Origin of the sequence: Lacticaseibacillus chiayiensis (genome assembly GCF_004123795.1) — a bacterium.
Lineage (GTDB): Bacteria > Bacillota > Bacilli > Lactobacillales > Lactobacillaceae > Lacticaseibacillus > Lacticaseibacillus chiayiensis.
This window is the reverse complement of sequence record NZ_MSSM01000014.1, coordinates 37131-50918: the sequence shown is the minus strand read 5'-3', so window position 1 is coordinate 50918 and position 13788 is coordinate 37131. Positions and strand designations below refer to the sequence as shown.

Below are 13788 nucleotides of genomic sequence, written 5' to 3'. Positions count from 1 at the left end.
ATTTTTTTCTTCGCTCATTTTTCGTCCTCTACTTTCTTGATAATCAGTGGTTCCGGAATATTGACTTTAATGTCATCACCACGGGTGTTGTGCGATTCCGTGTGCTTGGCCATGTTCTCGTTTATCCATCGGATACACTGAGATTGATACTTGGCTCGATAATACTCGGTTTCTGTGTTTAATCCTGCTACTACGTACATTTGTGTGCCTCTCATTTCGCGCTGACTGACTTCACAGCCTGATCTGAATAGTCCTTGATGCTCTGCGCGTCTTTGATTGCCTGTGATAATTCATTGTTTGCCTGTTTGGCGGCTTCTAACTGTGATGTAAGGTCGTTGATTGTCTGTTGCTTAGCATCGACCTCAGCCTGTTTCTGGGCAACTGCTTGCTGGCCTTCAATGATCTTTTGCTGAATCTGGGCATCTTTGTTTGCCATGTCGTTTCCATATTGCTGTTTTAGGGCCGCATACTGTGCCTGCGCGTCAGACAACTGATGTTGCAAATCTGACAAGCTAGATTTTGAAGCGTGAATCTTAGCCGTCAGCTTCTCGATATTGTTTTTGGTCTCCACGATGTTCTGGTGACCTTGCCAAACATTGTCAGCAATGGTAGTTGCACCAGCTCCAAACGTAAGCCCTGCTAAAACAGTTACTGTTAATGTCAATTTTTTATTCATGATTTTTTCTCCTTAGTTTGTTATAACCATGGCGTATCAAAGTTGTATGTCACAATTGCACTTGGAAATGGTGCTGAATCTCCGGCGCTCCCGTTGTGTTCGAATTTCAATCTCCCACGTAAGAAATCAATATGTGCTTTATAGAAAATGTATTCATGCCAATAGCTAGTATCTGTTCTCGCCGGTATGAGCAAGACTATGGGGTCTTTGCATTTGATTGAGGAGATATAAGCTTTCTTCACCCACAGGCCTAGCTGTCGTCCATAGGGCGGATTTAGCCATTTTGGGCCATTCACCTTCGACCAGTCTTTGCTCAAAGCATCGTCTTCGACTGTGTAATAGTTTTTGCACTTTGCATTTTTTGAGGTCGCTGCTAAATCAATTACGAAGTGGTATCTGTCATTAAGTTTCTCGAATAGCTTCTGTGGTGTTTCCCAGTCATCCTTGTCACTGGAGAAAATCCCTTTATTAAGCATATTTTTTCTCCTTTTTCTTCAAAGTTGTTCTTCCGTGAATAGCCCTGTGTGATAGTCATATCTAGCAATCGTGATCGGTATCTTATAGCGGATCATGAACAGCAGCATTCGCAGTCTGGCATCGGTGGTCAAAGTCGCGTTTCCGCCTTTAACGTCAACAACTTTTGTCAATTCGTCACCGTCATAGAAGCAGAAATCAGGCTTGTATTTTCTTGCCGAGTATCGTTTGCCATTGATCTTAAAGGCAGATAGAATCTCAAACTGCTCTTGCATAGTGATCTTCTGTGGCTTGTTGCGTATCAGCATGTAGTAGGCGCCTTCTGCTTTGCTTGCAAATCGAATACCATCAATCACAACTGGCTGTGCGTTGTATTTGCCTCTACGTCTCTTGCGGATAACCATGGCTAACGACTCGCAATCTCTTCATGGCCGTTGTTGCGGCGGGGCAACTTGATATCAAACTCGCTTGCCACTCGTCTCACGAACGTTGTTGACTTCCCAATCCGTTTTGCAACCTCTGTTAGTGTGTCGCATTGTGAGGCCGCTTCTGCAATCCCACGTGCGTATTTTGCACGGGCTTCTTTTCGCTTCTTTGAAATCTTTTCAAGGCCATTGTTGACTGAAGTCTTCAAAGTATCGCTGTCATCAACACCGGCAACTGCCCGTTTCTCGACAATTGATTCCTTTGACACAATGATCCGGTTGTTGAACTCTTGTTTTTCTATTTTTGAGAATGCTTCGCTTTCAGAAATGCCTAGCATTGCTGCATTTTCGTAGCGCGTAATCAATTCAGCTTTGAAGTCGCGCCACACTTTGTCACCTTGCTTGTATAAACGTACTGTTACTTGTGTCATTCTTTTTCCTCCTGCTTAAAACGGCAAATCATCATCAGAAATATCGAGCGGCTGGCCATTATTAGCAAACGGATCCGTGATATTCGCTCGCGAAGCATTTGGAGTCGTTTGACTCGCGTTTGTGGTCGCTGTTGCTGATGCATTGGCTGTTTGCTGTGATTTAGGGCTGTTCTGAGACGCCTGTCGTGACTCAAGCAAAGCAAAATTATCAACGATTACCTCGGTCACGAACACTTTCTGTCCTTGCGCGTTATCGTACGTACGCGTTTGAATACGGCCTTCGATGCCAACAAGTGCACCCTTATGAGTGAAATTTGCAAAGTTCTCAGCCGACTTGCGCCAGATCTGGCAATTTACGAAATCAGTTTCCCGTTCTCCGTTTTTGCTCTTGAATTTGCGGTCAACGGCCAGCGTGAATGATCCTGCCGCCGTGCCACTTTGCGTGTAACGCAAGTCAACATCTCTTGTCAGCCGGCCTGTTAGTGAGACACTGTTTAGCAATATGCTTCCCTCCTAATTCTTTTCGTCCAACGCTCGTAGCTTTTGCAATTGCTCAGCCAATTCGGCTCTGTCTTCTGCAGACACTTTTTTGTGTTCTGGTTTGTAACCTGGTTTAGCCCAATCAGGCAATTTCTCAGTCCTAACTGACTTGCCGTAACGGCGCTGAGGCTGATTCGTTTTGCGTTCACTATCGTTTGCTTCGACAGCAGCAACCGTGAGAAGACGCTTGCTTTCCCAGTTTTTCAAGATGCCGTTGACGTACTTGTAGTTTCTGACATTGCTTTCAACCGCAGTCCGCAGCGCATTTAGAACTAGCTTCTCAGGTTCAGGTGATCCTGCTTTTCGCATGTCAGCAACCCAATCAACAAGGCTTTCTCTGGTGAACGGTGACAGTTGTCCAAACCCGTTTCCTTCCCAGAAATTGCAAATATCAAGAATTGATGATGACGACGATGACGGCTCTTCAGCAGGCCTCTCTGCTGCCTTTACTGGAGCAGTAGTCTGTTGTCGTTTAGTTTTGTCTAGTTTAGTCTCGTCTTGTTTAGTGTATGTGCTACTGTGTTGCCTACTAGGTTGTAAACTACCTTGTAAACTGTGTTGCCTACTAGGTTGCCTACTGTGTTGCCTACTATTTGACACACTGTTATTAGCTTGACTACTAGGTTGCCTACTATCTGACGTACTAAGTTTTCGTGAAATATCGATGACTGAGTAGGTCGTTGCCTTAACACCGTTAGTTTGAAAATCTATCAGCCCTGACTGCTTTAGCGCGTTGCGGGCTTTGACGATGCCCTGACGGCTTAAACCAGTCAACGTTTCGAGTGTTCGATTCGGCATATTGAATTCGCTTGGCCAGCCTAGCTGGTTACATTGGTAAACCAGCCCATGCCATAATGCTATCTGTCCTGTGCTTAGCGGATTAACGCTTTGCTGAATGTAGAACTCTCGAATTAGCTTGAATAAATCCATGCGGTGAGTCACCTCCTACTCGACTAGCTCATCCATGCTGATAATTGTGGCGACTCGTTTAGTTGCCTTGCAGTAATCACAGGCCTCACATCGATGTGGCCGCACCTGACCGGATTTAACCGCCTCAACGTGTTCGGTGCTGTTTTGGATCTCTTCCAGCGCCTCGTCCATACGGTACTGTGGCACTTCGATGACGGCATGGTCGGGCACGTCTTCCTTAGTCACGGCAATGATGAAGGCTCGTGGTCGCGTTCCGTAATTTTGGTAAATCAGCTCCTGATAAACCGCCATCTGAAGCTGATAGTTGTAGGCATCAATGAAGCTGGTTGGCTGACGTTCTCCTGGTTTCCAATACTTCTTGTGAAGCGACTGTGTGGTCTTTAGATCCAAAAAGAATGACTTTGTTGAGTCGAAGCAGTCCAGCTTGCCCATCCACTCGACACCAAACAGATCACCGGTCAGGATCTCTTCTTTTTCGCCCTGATAAAGTCGTTGAACATTCTCATCAGCTTCAAGCGTGGCAATCATCGCATCAGCTTGTTTATACGGGGCTTTCAGTTGTCCTTTTGATGATCCACGAGTTGAGAACATCTCTGGGTGTCCTTTGATAAAAGACTCATGAGCTTGCTTCGATTCAAAATAGCTGTGTAGATAGTTTCCAACCAGCAAGGCAGTCGGATCGCCTCTTGGTGTCCATTTACCTTGCAACTCGGCCATCGCTTCTGCTTCGCATGTCAGAAATTTCTTAAACCAGGTAGCAGACTGATATTTGAAACTGGTATCCAGCGAGTAATAATTATCCTTGTTGACCGTCAAAGATGTCGGTTTGCTTGCCGGCATTTGGGTCGTGGGTAATGTCTGGCTTAAGAGCATCTGGCTTCACCTCCGATTTTGTGACGGGTTCAGCGGGAGCGTTAAGTGCATCTTCGATCGAGTTAGGATCTTCGGGGGTAACATCCTTCAGTTCTGGATCAGCTTCGACTGGTTTTTCATCGGCACTGACCGCGCTTTGCATGTCGGTTGTCATTGGACCCCACTTAGTCAGCAGCGATTTGATTACCGTCTTCAGGGCCATAGCTTCGTAGTTGTCTTTCCAAACGCCCTTGGGCCCCGCGCCACCACCAGATTTGCTGAAACGCTTGCGATGATCATCGACTTGCTGATAAGTCCAATAGACCATCTTTTCAAAACCGTTAGTCAGTTTGAATGATGCGGCATAGCCAACCGGTTTTTCGCTTGCTTTGCGATCATGGAAGTTCGGCGTGTACTCAAGTTCCTCTGTTAGTGGGTTCCAGCTCTTGAACTCATCTTCATAGATCGGAAGCGCTGTCAGGCGCTTGTAACGGCCCGAGCGTTGAGCAAGCTGGATATAGCCCTTGTACCCAATCTGTGGCTGCGCCTGGTTCTTGTATGGAACGATGTAGACAAAGCCCAAGCTCGGGTTAACCGGAAGATCGAGCGTTGCTGCTACCATGGCCGAGTTGATAACACTTAACTGATCAACTCTGGCTAAGCTTGGATTAAGGCTTACCGCGCTGGCAATCGATGAAAGAAACTGTGGTGCCCGTTTGTCCAGAACCGCCGCAAACTTATTCTTAATGGCATCTGTTTCAATTAATTTCTTGACTGGCATCTTAGCCAGATCGTATTGATTGTTCATTTGTACTCCTCCTATTTTCTTGGCCATTGTTTGAATCCACGTTCTTTTAGAAATTCGAGGATTGAAATTGGATCTTCTTTTCCGAACAGTGTGTTGACAATCGCTTGGTCACTGAAGTAATCAGATGGATCGCGCAAGACTCGATGGTAGAACCAGTCAATTCCGTGCTCCGCAACTTGATCGCTCAAATAGGAAAACTCTTGTCCTTTATTGAATGCGCCATCAAGTGGTGAGGCGTAACGGGACTGGTAAAACCAAGGCTTTGTACGATCAACATTCCAGTCGTCAGCCATGGACAAGAACTCCTCCGCTTGTTCGATATCCATATCTTGGGGCAATACGGTACCGTGATAGGATTCCCAATCAGCGACGGCTTTATCTTCAAGCGCTTCTCGTCGTTGATACTCGTTCAGAACCGCTGTATTGTAATCAAGCATGGTCATCGACCGCCTTCCGTGATAAACTTGGGCTATAAATTAATTTGCTTTGTTCCTTATTTCCCGTGGTTGCAGCCGCGGGATTTTTTTGTGCGCATTTATTGAGCATGATCAAGCTAAGTCGAAACATCCAATCCCAGCCACGATCTGCATGCCCTTTGTAAATGAGGTTCTCTACTTGGTCGTGAATGTCTTGCCAATGCTCTTTTGTATCTCGCATGTACTTTCCTCCTATTCAATCCACTGCTTCCATCCGCCAACCGCCGTGGCACCGATCATGACGCCAGCCATAGCTACAAGCAGATACTTCCAAAACGCTGATGTTGGATCGAGCAGCACTGACATGATTGCTTCTAGCATTTGTTAGACCTCCTACAAGTTGTTTAGATAATCCTCAATCTCTGAAAGCTTGAATGTCCCTCGCTCTCTCGGATCATCAGTCATAAAGTGCAATTTTGGAAAATCAGGCTGCTTTCTCATCCTTCTCCACTTGGCACTGAATGGCGTGACGTCAAACATGCGAGCAGCCTCTGTCTGAGTAATAAAAGTACGCTTGTGATCTCGTTGCTTCATGTTCTGCATTTTTGTTACCCTCCAAACGTTTGGTTAAATTTGTCAATGAACGGCTGTAGATCAATGCCTCCATATTCTGCAAGCTCAATTAGCTCGGTTTGCTCAGAAGCAATCTCCTCAACCAATTCCTTAAACCCCGTTGTGACAGTCTCTTGTTGCTGTCGAGTTCTCTTTTCCTTTGGAACCTTGATTGCATTCTTGAAGTCAGTCCAGATTGCTTTTCTTTCAGACTCCTCTTGATCTGCCGTAGTCGTAGCAGCAAAAACATCTTGGTTAATTCGTGGATTATTCATGAACGAAATAGTTCCAAAGTCTGCTCTGGCTGAAGAAAGCCCTAAGCGCACTCCCTTCAAAAGTGACCACAACGATTTTTTCTTTTCGTGATCAACGTTCCGCTGACCTAACGCATATTTGCCAATTGAGCTCTCGGATAAAAACGACTTCTTGCTTATGGACCGTTTGCTTAGCCCAGAGGCTTCAATTGCAAGCGATAATTGTCGCGGGTATTTTGCATCTGCCATATGACGCCTTCTTTCGTCTATTTTTTTAGGTGCCTTATACAACGCCTAGATTGATAATTAAGCTGTAGCAAGGTAATCAATCATTTCGTTCCTCGCACGTTCTCTTTCAGCACTGATTGCCATTTCGAGCATGTCATCGTCCATGGTTTCCCAAAAAGCTTTGGGCTTATCATCGCGGTAGCTCATCAGCGCTTCGATCATTTGCTATCGATCCATGTAGCTCACCTCCTTAACTTGAAAACTGAATATTGTGTGATTGCCTCCCGCCGAGTGCGATAATTGCATCGAAAGGAGGTGATAAAAATGTCAGTGCATCTTTATGCCAATCTAGCTCCGATGGGTTGGACGGAAATTAAGGAAGACGCCGTCGTCTCAAAAGATCGAACCGACCCAGTCACGTGGGTCAAGGAAGGCGGCATTTTGGATTCAATTCCGCTCAACACAATTCCTGGCAAGCTAGAAAGCTTCCCGTTTGTTCACATCGAATATGAAGGTCGTGACTACCGGGTAAGCCCATTCCAACTACAAGTGGTAAACGACTAAAACCACTTTTTGTTTTGGATTAACATGGCGCTGATTTCCTCGGATGTCAGCGCCTTTTTTACCGGATGGTATAAGTGTTCAATTGTCAGCATCACATCGTTCCACTGGCTTGGGGTTAATCCACTTAACGCACTAGCAATTTCGCGCAGGCGTTCTTCACTCAACTCGTTGCTCATCGTGCCACCTCCTCTCGCTGGGCGGGAATGCGTTTACTTGTACTAATAGTATTATCGGTTCCATACAAAAGATCGTTTGGCGTTGTATTAAGCGCTGCTGCCAAAGCAATCAATGTTTTTGTAGAGCCATCTCGCCGTCCGTTCTCGATTGACTGAATCATAGATACAGACAGATGAACACGGTTTGCTAGCTCTTCTTGACTCATTCCAGATCGAACACGAGCCTGCTTTAACTTCATGTTATGACCTCCTTTGCTTATGTACATATAGTACAGTTACTAACTGTACATGTCAACTCTTTTTGTACATATTTTTTGATATTTATAGCCCTTACTAAGAGTACAATATATAATACTAATCGTGGAGGTGCTTATATGACTACTGGAGAACGTATCGCAAGCTTGCGTAAAGAGCACTCAATGACTCAGCCAATGCTTGCAGAAAAAATGAACGTGAGCCAAAGCACTGTCACTAGCTGGGAAAATGATAGACGCGGTGTAAGCAACGAAGACCTAAGAAAAATGTCTAAATTATTTGATGTCTCCATTGACTATCTTCTTGGAAACTCGGATAAACGCCACTACTATTCATTGACAGACAAAGACTACAAAGATGTTGAAACCATTCTGAACGATGCTATGAATGGCGTTACTGGGAAAACTGGAGTTAATTATTTCAAAAATGGGGGCGAACTTACGGATGAAGACCGTGCTTTGTTAGAAGCCTCAATGAGACAGACAATCATTTTGGCCAAAGAACTAGCAAAAAAGAAGTTCACCCCCAAGAAGTATCGCGGTAGCGAAGAGTGACTTAGGGGGTGACTTCTATTGGGATATTCAGAAAGTGAAGCGCTAGCTGCTGCTGATCATATGTCTAATCGATACGGAACTAGCGACCCTTTTAAGCTCGCTAAAGGTGACGGTATTTCTATTCGTCGAAGTGACCTAGGCAATAATATACTAGGATATAGCATGCAAATTAGCCGTATGCCACTGATAGTCTTGTCCTGGTCGCTTAACGATTGTCAGGCAACGGCGGTTTGTGCCCATGAGCTTGGTCATTGCAAAATGCATCGAGGATTAGACACCAACTTTTTTAGCAGAGTGGGAGCTGAGCCTATGGTTGGTGATAACGAGTATCAAGCAAACTGTTTTATGTTTGAGCTTGTTTTCGGCGATCAGGAAGTTTCTCCTATGAATTACAATGCTGTTCTGGATCAGTATGAACTACCCCATTGGATGTGGCGCTACTTTGAAGTTATACATTGAGTCACAAATAATATTGACGGAGGATTAAAAATGGGTCACGAAACACGAATATCTCATCGAGAGATCAAAAAACCTTTTTGGAAAAGATGGAAGTTTTGGCTTCTTATAGTAGCAATCCTAATTTTAGCAAAGGGTGCAATCAGCTGTACTAATTACTTGTTTTCTGAGCCCCCCGCTCCTTCTAAAAAAGTTTATAAATTGAACAGTAACAAATCGGTAAAGGCGATGCTGAAACATTATGAACCTGATTTGAAAGTCACTGAAGTAGGCGGTGTTTACGATGACCCCAAATCGAAAACTGTTCTTGTAACCATTAAAGAAGACAGCGGCGTGGACGACAAATATGCAGTCAAAACGATGCATGCTGACATCGCGTCAGTTTGGAAGGCATTCAAGAAATCAAAAGGCAATGATTTTGCAAATATAGCTGTCATGGTGACTTATCCATTCGATGACGCAGGAGGTAATACACATCAGCTAAAGGCCATGACAGCCGACCTAGACGGGTCAAGACTGAATGATTTGAATTTGGAAGGATTCTCTGATGGCAATGTTCCTGCCTTTGCCACGAAATATTGGCAGCGAAATGACATGCCTTCTATTAAATAAAATTAGTCCAAATACTGACGACTATAAAAGCTGAATTTTTTGGAGGCATCATATATTGAAAACTACAAAATTAGTTGTTGGGATTTTGCAAATCGTATTATCCTTGTTTATCTTGCTGCAGTCATGCGCCGTGGGTGTTGGTAATGCTATTGATAAGTCAAAGGATGTGGGTGGAAGTGCTGGCTTTGTGGTAGCAATTCTGTTCATCGCTTCGGGAATTATTTATATTGTTACACGCAAGTCAGAAAAGCTTGGCGGTGACATTGCCGGCCTTGTCTTGATGATCATTTCATGGCTATTCGCGATTAGCAATGCACACGTATATTCAGACTTGCAAATCTGGGGTTGGGTTTCATTCATCATTGGTGTCGGCTTCTTTGTTTGGCACTTTATTGCATTACGTAAACAGGCAAACAAGTAATAATCGAGGCCCCTACTTTGGGGCTTTTATTTTAACGGTAAAACGAACATACGTTTGAATTTATGTACAAATCAATCAACTTAATAGACAAATTGGAGGTACTATTATGCCAAAATGGACACCATACAAACGCCATCCCGGGGTATATGAATACCAGACCAAAAAAGGAAAAAGATTTGGTGTCAGACGAACCTATGACGATGCTATGGGAGAAAGAAAAGAGTTCTCAAAATCCGGTTTCATTCATTGGCAAGATGCTGATATTGAAATTAAACAATTTGAGGCAAAGCTTGCTCGCGGAGAAGTTTCAGAGTCTTTGGGTCATAGAATGACAGTTGATCAATATTACCGGCAAATGGCAAAGCGAAAAATGAAAATGGGTATCTGGCGTGAATCAACAGCAAGAGCGAACAAGAACTTCTATTCAAAGTACCTCAAGCCGGCATTTGGCAAAACACCTCTACAAGATGTATCAAGAGCCAAATATCAGCGTTTTCTCGATGAGTTATCACAATCAGGTCTAGCGTTGACAACTGTCCATACCATTGATGCTGTCATGAAGAGCATCATGAATGCTGCTGAATTTGAGGATGTCATCGACAAAAATCGGCTTAGAGGTATGCAAATCAATGGAAAAGCGCCTCGAAATAAGGATTTAGAACCACATTCATTTGAGTTGTGGCTAAATACAGCAAAGACGAATCTGGATAAGTACGAAATGGCATTGATCATCACTGCAACCCTTGGGCTTCGCCGCGGAGAAGTGATGGGTCTTCGAAATGAGTCCATCAAAATATCCCACGATCAAATCAACGATGCCGATGTCGCGCAAATATCGATTGACATGCAACGCAACACAAATGAACTTAATGGCGGACCACTCAAGACTAAATCATCGTACAGAACCATATGGGCATTTGGCAAAACTGTTGATTATTTGGAGTACGCAATGATTACGGCTGATAATCTAAGGCAAAGGAACCATATTCAAGCTGAGAAACATTGGCTGTGGCTTAACAATGATGGCAACCCATTGCACCCCACCCATCTCAACCGATTGATGCGAAAGGTAAGTAATGAGTCCGGCATTGAAGTGTACCCACATTTGCTCAGGCATTATTTTGCAACACAGGCGATTGCTGCCAACAAACCACAAATTGATGTCATGCACTATCTCGGACATAAGAATCTTCAAATGACAGCAGACTACACCCGTTCAACAAAAGCCGCTAGTCTAAATGTTTTTAATAGTATTGATAAGTTTCTTTAATTTCTATATGGGATTTTTTGATTTTGAAAATATCCCACATAATCTCCCACAAATAAGGAACACTTACACGATATTAAAAAGCAAAAACGACAAACAAAAAAGCTTGGGAACCACGGTTTAAACGTGTTTTACCCAAGCTTAGCTTTTCTAATTTTTGATACCGGTCATTCCCATTCAATCGTTGCCGGCGGCTTCGACGTAATATCATACACAACCCGATTAACGTGCTTAACCTCATTAACAATCCGACTTGAAATCTCCTGCAACACATCCCAATCAATTCGAGCAAAGTCAGCAGTCATGCCGTCGATGGAGGTAATGGCACGAATACCAATGGTGTAATCATACGTCCGACCATCGCCCATGACCCCAACAGACCGAATCCCTGGCAACACCGTAAAGTACTGCCAAATATCCTTATCCAAGCCATGTTTCGCAATTTCTTCCCGCAAAATATAATCGGAATCGCGGACGATTTCCAGCTTGTCTTCGGTGACTTCGCCGATAACACGGATGCCAAGACCCGGCCCTGGGAATGGTTGTCGCCATACTAGTGCGTGTGGCATACCGAGCTTTTCGCCGAGTTCGCGGACTTCATCCTTAAAGAGCTTGTTCAAAGGTTCGATGAGCTTAAACTTGAGGTCTTTTGGCAGGCCGCCAACGTTGTGATGGGACTTGATCGTCTGCGCGGTGTCGGTGCCGGATTCAACAACGTCGGTGTAAAGCGTACCTTGGGCGAGGAATTCGATGCCGTTGAGTTTGGCGGCTTCTTCATTGAAGACTTCGATAAAGTCGCGGCCGATGATTTTGCGTTTCTTTTCAGGATCGGTGACGCCTTTTAGATCATTGAGGAAACGATCCTTGGCATCAACCTTGATGATGTTGAGGCCAAACTTGCCTTTGAGGCTGTCCATCACTTGTTCGGCTTCGCCTTTACGAAGCAGGCCGTGATCCACGAAGATGCTGGTCAATTGCTTGCCGATTGCTTTGTGCAGCAGAACGCCAACAACCGAAGAGTCAACCCCGCCGGAGAGGCCAAGCAAAACGCGTTTATCGCCGACTTCGGCCCGGATTTTAGCGATTTGCTTGGTGATGAAATCGTCCATACTCCAGTTAGCTTCGGCGTGGCAGACGTCGAAGGCAAAATGATGCAGAATCTCGTGGCCGTACTGGGTGTTTTGCACTTCGGCGTGGAATTGGATGCCGTAGAATTTACGGTCGTCGTCATCCATGGCGCTGATCGGGCAGTTAATGCTGGTGGCCGTCGTGCGGAAACCATCTGGCACACGGGTCACGAGGTCGCCGTGGCTCATCCAGACGGTTTGGTCTTTTGGCAGGTCACGGAATAACTTCGCGCTGTCGTCGGTCACTTCAATGTCGGCTTTGCCGTATTCGCGATTGTCGGCCGGTTCAACATCCCCGCCGAGCCGCTGGGCCATCAGCTGCATGCCATAACAGACACCCAGAATCGGGATACCGAGTTTAAAAATGTCTTCGTCAACACCAAGCGCGCCTTTGTCATACACACTGTTGGGGCCGCCTGAGAAGATAATCCCTTTTGGCGCAATTTCTTTAACTTCTGCCGCCGTGATGGTATGAGGCTTTAATTCAGAGTAGATACCAAATTCCCGGATTCGCCGGGTGATTAACTGATTATATTGACTGCCATAATCGAGGACGATGATCTTGTCGTAATCCTTGTTCTGGTCATTTGCCACAGTCCGCCACACTCCCTTGTTTGAATGCACTAATTTTACAGAGTTTTCACAAGCTGGTCAATCGTGCGTGAGAAGCCTCTCATCTAAACCATACGCCAGGCTACCGCATGATTGGCTGCCTTCATTTCAGCCGATTCAGTATGTGCGGTCCGATTTTTGAAAAATCGTAACCACCTGCCGTCACCATTTTCGTAATGCGACATGATCAATTTTGTGTCCCGTCGTTTTATGCAAAATGACATCTGCCCGAGTCTTAGTGGGTAGAATGTATTCCTTCAGGTTCTTAAGGTTGACATCCCGCCAGACCTTCCGCGCCATGTCAAAAGCGTCCTTGCGATTTCCAATGGCATATTGATAATAGTAATTGCTCGGATCCGTGAAGGCCGTATCCAGCAAAATGCCGAATCGCTCCAGATACCATTGTTCAATTAAGGTTGGATCAGCATCGACATAAATGGAAAAGTCAAAATAGTCGCTGACATAAATCGGTTGCTTACTTGGCAGCTGCAAGACATTGATACCTTCCACAATGAGAATATCCGGCCGGTCAATAACCTCATACTCGTCAGGCACAATATCGTATATCTGGTGACTATACTTCGGTGCGCGCACTACGCCGCTAGCATTTTTGACGTTGTTCATAAAGTGGATCAGCAACTGCATATCATAGCTTTCAGGGAAGCCTTTGCGATCCAAAATGCCGCGCCGTTCCAGTTCGGCATTGGGATATAAAAAGCCGTCTGTGGTAATTTGCTGGACGCGCTTGTCTGGATACGCCCGGCTCAACAGCAACTGAAGCAGGCGGGCAGTCGTGCTTTTCCCGACCGCTACGGAACCAGCAATGCCAATAATAAATGGCGTATGCGGATTGCGCTGCATCCCCAAAAAGCGGTTCAAGGTGAACATATCGCCTTGGTAATCCTCATAGCGAATGTGAATCAGGTGGCGCAATGGTGAATAAATGGTTTTGACATCATCAAGACTGATTTCATCGTTCAGTGAACGTAACTGCGCCAATTCGGCATCGGTCACGCTGGTAAAATTTTGCGAGTGGAACTGGGACCATTCTGCCCGATCAAACTTATAGAAATTCATTTCGGATTGCATAACATACCG

General features: G+C 45.1%; 25 protein-coding genes. 6 read left to right on the top strand and 19 right to left on the bottom strand.

What is annotated here, in order from left to right; genetic code table 11:
- Positions 1–14: 14 nt before the first annotated feature.
- Genes BVJ53_RS06750 through BVJ53_RS06680 form a run of 15 tightly spaced genes read right to left on the bottom strand, consistent with a single transcriptional unit; the run spans position 15 to position 6868 of the window.
- Positions 15–200: a hypothetical protein gene (locus BVJ53_RS06750; RefSeq protein ID WP_014569476.1), complete on the bottom strand. Its 186-nt coding sequence runs from the start codon at positions 198–200 to the stop codon at positions 15–17.
- Positions 201–211: 11 nt separating this feature from the next.
- Positions 212–676 carry an endonuclease gene (locus BVJ53_RS06745; RefSeq protein ID WP_129301744.1) on the bottom strand — a complete coding sequence of 155 codons (465 nt, stop codon included), beginning with the start codon at positions 674–676 and terminating at the stop codon, positions 212–214.
- A 20-nt stretch (positions 677–696) separates the two neighbouring features.
- Positions 697–1152 (bottom strand): phage N-6-adenine-methyltransferase, encoded by a 456-nt coding sequence (locus BVJ53_RS06740; protein ID WP_129301743.1) that lies wholly within the window; start codon positions 1150–1152, stop codon positions 697–699.
- Between the two features lie 18 nt (positions 1153–1170).
- A complete protein-coding gene (locus BVJ53_RS06735; RefSeq protein ID WP_129301742.1) occupies positions 1171–1554 on the bottom strand; it encodes a DUF1064 domain-containing protein in 384 nt (127 codons plus the stop codon).
- 2 nt (positions 1555–1556) lie between these two features.
- A complete protein-coding gene (locus tag BVJ53_RS06730) occupies positions 1557–2006 on the bottom strand; it encodes a hypothetical protein (RefSeq protein ID WP_129301741.1) in 450 nt (149 codons plus the stop codon).
- A 15-nt stretch (positions 2007–2021) separates the two neighbouring features.
- Entirely contained in the window at positions 2022–2507 is a 486-nt protein-coding gene (ssb, locus tag BVJ53_RS06725) for a single-stranded DNA-binding protein (protein ID WP_129301740.1), read from the bottom strand.
- A 12-nt stretch (positions 2508–2519) separates the two neighbouring features.
- On the bottom strand, positions 2520–3476 hold the full coding sequence (locus BVJ53_RS06720; RefSeq protein WP_129301739.1) for a DnaD domain-containing protein: 957 nt from the start codon (positions 3474–3476) through the stop codon (positions 2520–2522).
- Between the two features lie 15 nt (positions 3477–3491).
- Complete coding sequence (locus BVJ53_RS06715) at positions 3492–4292, bottom strand: 5'-3' exonuclease (RefSeq protein ID WP_129301748.1); 801 nt, start codon at positions 4290–4292, stop codon at positions 3492–3494.
- The gene (locus BVJ53_RS06710; protein ID WP_129301738.1) at positions 4273–5136 is read right to left on the bottom strand and encodes a recombinase RecT; all 864 of its coding nucleotides are present in this window, start codon (positions 5134–5136) and stop codon (positions 4273–4275) included. The genes BVJ53_RS06715 and BVJ53_RS06710 overlap by 20 nt, the downstream gene beginning before the upstream one ends.
- An 11-nt stretch (positions 5137–5147) precedes the next feature.
- Positions 5148–5573: a hypothetical protein gene (locus BVJ53_RS06705; RefSeq protein ID WP_129301747.1), complete on the bottom strand. Its 426-nt coding sequence runs from the start codon at positions 5571–5573 to the stop codon at positions 5148–5150.
- The gene (locus BVJ53_RS06700; protein WP_129301737.1) at positions 5566–5793 is read right to left on the bottom strand and encodes a hypothetical protein; all 228 of its coding nucleotides are present in this window, start codon (positions 5791–5793) and stop codon (positions 5566–5568) included. The genes BVJ53_RS06705 and BVJ53_RS06700 overlap by 8 nt, the downstream gene beginning before the upstream one ends.
- 11 nt (positions 5794–5804) lie before the next feature.
- Positions 5805–5933 carry a hypothetical protein gene (locus tag BVJ53_RS15465; protein WP_005711343.1) on the bottom strand — a complete coding sequence of 43 codons (129 nt, stop codon included), beginning with the start codon at positions 5931–5933 and terminating at the stop codon, positions 5805–5807.
- 12 nt (positions 5934–5945) lie between these two features.
- Positions 5946–6155 (bottom strand): hypothetical protein, encoded by a 210-nt coding sequence (locus tag BVJ53_RS06690; protein ID WP_129301736.1) that lies wholly within the window; start codon positions 6153–6155, stop codon positions 5946–5948.
- A 5-nt stretch (positions 6156–6160) separates the two neighbouring features.
- Positions 6161–6667, bottom strand: coding sequence for a hypothetical protein (locus tag BVJ53_RS06685; RefSeq protein ID WP_129301735.1), 507 nt, complete (start codon positions 6665–6667; stop codon positions 6161–6163).
- Between the two features lie 57 nt (positions 6668–6724).
- Complete coding sequence (locus BVJ53_RS06680; protein ID WP_167470172.1) at positions 6725–6868, bottom strand: hypothetical protein; 144 nt, start codon at positions 6866–6868, stop codon at positions 6725–6727.
- Positions 6869–6970: 102 nt separating this feature from the next.
- Between BVJ53_RS06680 and BVJ53_RS06675 the strand changes: the two genes are divergently transcribed.
- Positions 6971–7210 (top strand): hypothetical protein, encoded by a 240-nt coding sequence (locus BVJ53_RS06675; protein WP_003582698.1) that lies wholly within the window; start codon positions 6971–6973, stop codon positions 7208–7210.
- Here BVJ53_RS06675 and BVJ53_RS06670 read toward each other — a convergent pair.
- Both BVJ53_RS06670 and BVJ53_RS06665 read right to left on the bottom strand, forming a co-directional pair.
- Positions 7207–7386 (bottom strand): hypothetical protein, encoded by a 180-nt coding sequence (locus tag BVJ53_RS06670; protein ID WP_129301734.1) that lies wholly within the window; start codon positions 7384–7386, stop codon positions 7207–7209. The two genes, BVJ53_RS06675 and BVJ53_RS06670, sit on opposite strands and share 4 nt — an antisense overlap.
- A complete protein-coding gene (locus BVJ53_RS06665; protein ID WP_129301733.1) occupies positions 7383–7625 on the bottom strand; it encodes a helix-turn-helix domain-containing protein in 243 nt (80 codons plus the stop codon). Before BVJ53_RS06665 ends, BVJ53_RS06670 begins: the two co-directional genes overlap by 4 nt.
- 135 nt (positions 7626–7760) lie before the next feature.
- On the opposite strand from BVJ53_RS06665, the gene BVJ53_RS06660 reads away from it, so the two are divergent.
- The 5 genes from BVJ53_RS06660 to BVJ53_RS06640 all read left to right on the top strand — a co-directional run bounded on the left by BVJ53_RS06660 (position 7761) and on the right by BVJ53_RS06640 (position 10954).
- On the top strand, positions 7761–8195 hold the full coding sequence (locus BVJ53_RS06660) for a helix-turn-helix domain-containing protein (RefSeq protein WP_129301732.1): 435 nt from the start codon (positions 7761–7763) through the stop codon (positions 8193–8195).
- 18 nt (positions 8196–8213) lie between these two features.
- Positions 8214–8654 carry an ImmA/IrrE family metallo-endopeptidase gene (locus BVJ53_RS06655; protein ID WP_191983431.1) on the top strand — a complete coding sequence of 147 codons (441 nt, stop codon included), beginning with the start codon at positions 8214–8216 and terminating at the stop codon, positions 8652–8654.
- A 30-nt stretch (positions 8655–8684) separates the two neighbouring features.
- Positions 8685–9263, top strand: coding sequence for a hypothetical protein (locus tag BVJ53_RS06650; protein WP_129301731.1), 579 nt, complete (start codon positions 8685–8687; stop codon positions 9261–9263).
- A gap of 55 nt (positions 9264–9318) precedes the next feature.
- The gene (locus tag BVJ53_RS06645) at positions 9319–9684 is read left to right on the top strand and encodes a hypothetical protein (protein ID WP_032800991.1); all 366 of its coding nucleotides are present in this window, start codon (positions 9319–9321) and stop codon (positions 9682–9684) included.
- A gap of 106 nt (positions 9685–9790) precedes the next feature.
- A complete protein-coding gene (locus tag BVJ53_RS06640; RefSeq protein ID WP_129301730.1) occupies positions 9791–10954 on the top strand; it encodes a tyrosine-type recombinase/integrase in 1164 nt (387 codons plus the stop codon).
- Between the two features lie 164 nt (positions 10955–11118).
- On the opposite strand, the gene guaA is transcribed toward BVJ53_RS06640, so the two are convergent.
- Both guaA and coaA read right to left on the bottom strand, forming a co-directional pair.
- Complete coding sequence (gene guaA, locus BVJ53_RS06635) at positions 11119–12672, bottom strand: glutamine-hydrolyzing GMP synthase (RefSeq protein WP_129301729.1); 1554 nt, start codon at positions 12670–12672, stop codon at positions 11119–11121.
- A 180-nt stretch (positions 12673–12852) separates the two neighbouring features.
- Positions 12853–13779 carry a type I pantothenate kinase gene (gene coaA, locus BVJ53_RS06630; RefSeq protein WP_129301728.1) on the bottom strand — a complete coding sequence of 309 codons (927 nt, stop codon included), beginning with the start codon at positions 13777–13779 and terminating at the stop codon, positions 12853–12855.
- Positions 13780–13788: the final 9 nt, after the last annotated feature.

Excerpts from the sequence above, each read along its gene's own strand:
- BVJ53_RS06690 (WP_129301736.1), bottom strand. The coding sequence starts at position 6,155 with ATGCAGAACATGAAGCAACGAGATCACAAGCGTACTTTTATTACTCAG.
- BVJ53_RS06685 (WP_129301735.1), bottom strand. The coding sequence starts at position 6,667 with ATGGCAGATGCAAAATACCCGCGACAATTATCGCTTGCAATTGAAGCC.
- BVJ53_RS06720 (WP_129301739.1), bottom strand. The coding sequence starts at position 3,476 with ATGGATTTATTCAAGCTAATTCGAGAGTTCTACATTCAGCAAAGCGTT.
- BVJ53_RS06710 (WP_129301738.1), bottom strand. The coding sequence starts at position 5,136 with ATGAACAATCAATACGATCTGGCTAAGATGCCAGTCAAGAAATTAATT.
- BVJ53_RS06740 (WP_129301743.1), bottom strand. The coding sequence starts at position 1,152 with ATGCTTAATAAAGGGATTTTCTCCAGTGACAAGGATGACTGGGAAACA.
- BVJ53_RS06665 (WP_129301733.1), bottom strand. The coding sequence starts at position 7,625 with ATGAAGTTAAAGCAGGCTCGTGTTCGATCTGGAATGAGTCAAGAAGAG.
- BVJ53_RS06705 (WP_129301747.1), bottom strand. The coding sequence starts at position 5,573 with ATGCTTGATTACAATACAGCGGTTCTGAACGAGTATCAACGACGAGAA.
- BVJ53_RS06745 (WP_129301744.1), bottom strand. The coding sequence starts at position 676 with ATGAATAAAAAATTGACATTAACAGTAACTGTTTTAGCAGGGCTTACG.
- coaA (WP_129301728.1), bottom strand. The coding sequence starts at position 13,779 with ATGCAATCCGAAATGAATTTCTATAAGTTTGATCGGGCAGAATGGTCC.
- BVJ53_RS06750 (WP_014569476.1), bottom strand. The coding sequence starts at position 200 with ATGTACGTAGTAGCAGGATTAAACACAGAAACCGAGTATTATCGAGCC.
- BVJ53_RS06675 (WP_003582698.1), top strand. The coding sequence starts at position 6,971 with ATGTCAGTGCATCTTTATGCCAATCTAGCTCCGATGGGTTGGACGGAA.
- BVJ53_RS06670 (WP_129301734.1), bottom strand. The coding sequence starts at position 7,386 with ATGAGCAACGAGTTGAGTGAAGAACGCCTGCGCGAAATTGCTAGTGCG.
- BVJ53_RS06660 (WP_129301732.1), top strand. The coding sequence starts at position 7,761 with ATGACTACTGGAGAACGTATCGCAAGCTTGCGTAAAGAGCACTCAATG.
- BVJ53_RS06700 (WP_129301737.1), bottom strand. The coding sequence starts at position 5,793 with ATGCGAGATACAAAAGAGCATTGGCAAGACATTCACGACCAAGTAGAG.
- BVJ53_RS06730 (WP_129301741.1), bottom strand. The coding sequence starts at position 2,006 with ATGACACAAGTAACAGTACGTTTATACAAGCAAGGTGACAAAGTGTGG.
- BVJ53_RS06650 (WP_129301731.1), top strand. The coding sequence starts at position 8,685 with ATGGGTCACGAAACACGAATATCTCATCGAGAGATCAAAAAACCTTTT.
- BVJ53_RS06680 (WP_167470172.1), bottom strand. The coding sequence starts at position 6,868 with ATGATCGAAGCGCTGATGAGCTACCGCGATGATAAGCCCAAAGCTTTT.
- BVJ53_RS15465 (WP_005711343.1), bottom strand. The coding sequence starts at position 5,933 with ATGCTAGAAGCAATCATGTCAGTGCTGCTCGATCCAACATCAGCGTTT.
- BVJ53_RS06640 (WP_129301730.1), top strand. The coding sequence starts at position 9,791 with ATGCCAAAATGGACACCATACAAACGCCATCCCGGGGTATATGAATAC.
- BVJ53_RS06735 (WP_129301742.1), bottom strand. The coding sequence starts at position 1,554 with ATGGTTATCCGCAAGAGACGTAGAGGCAAATACAACGCACAGCCAGTT.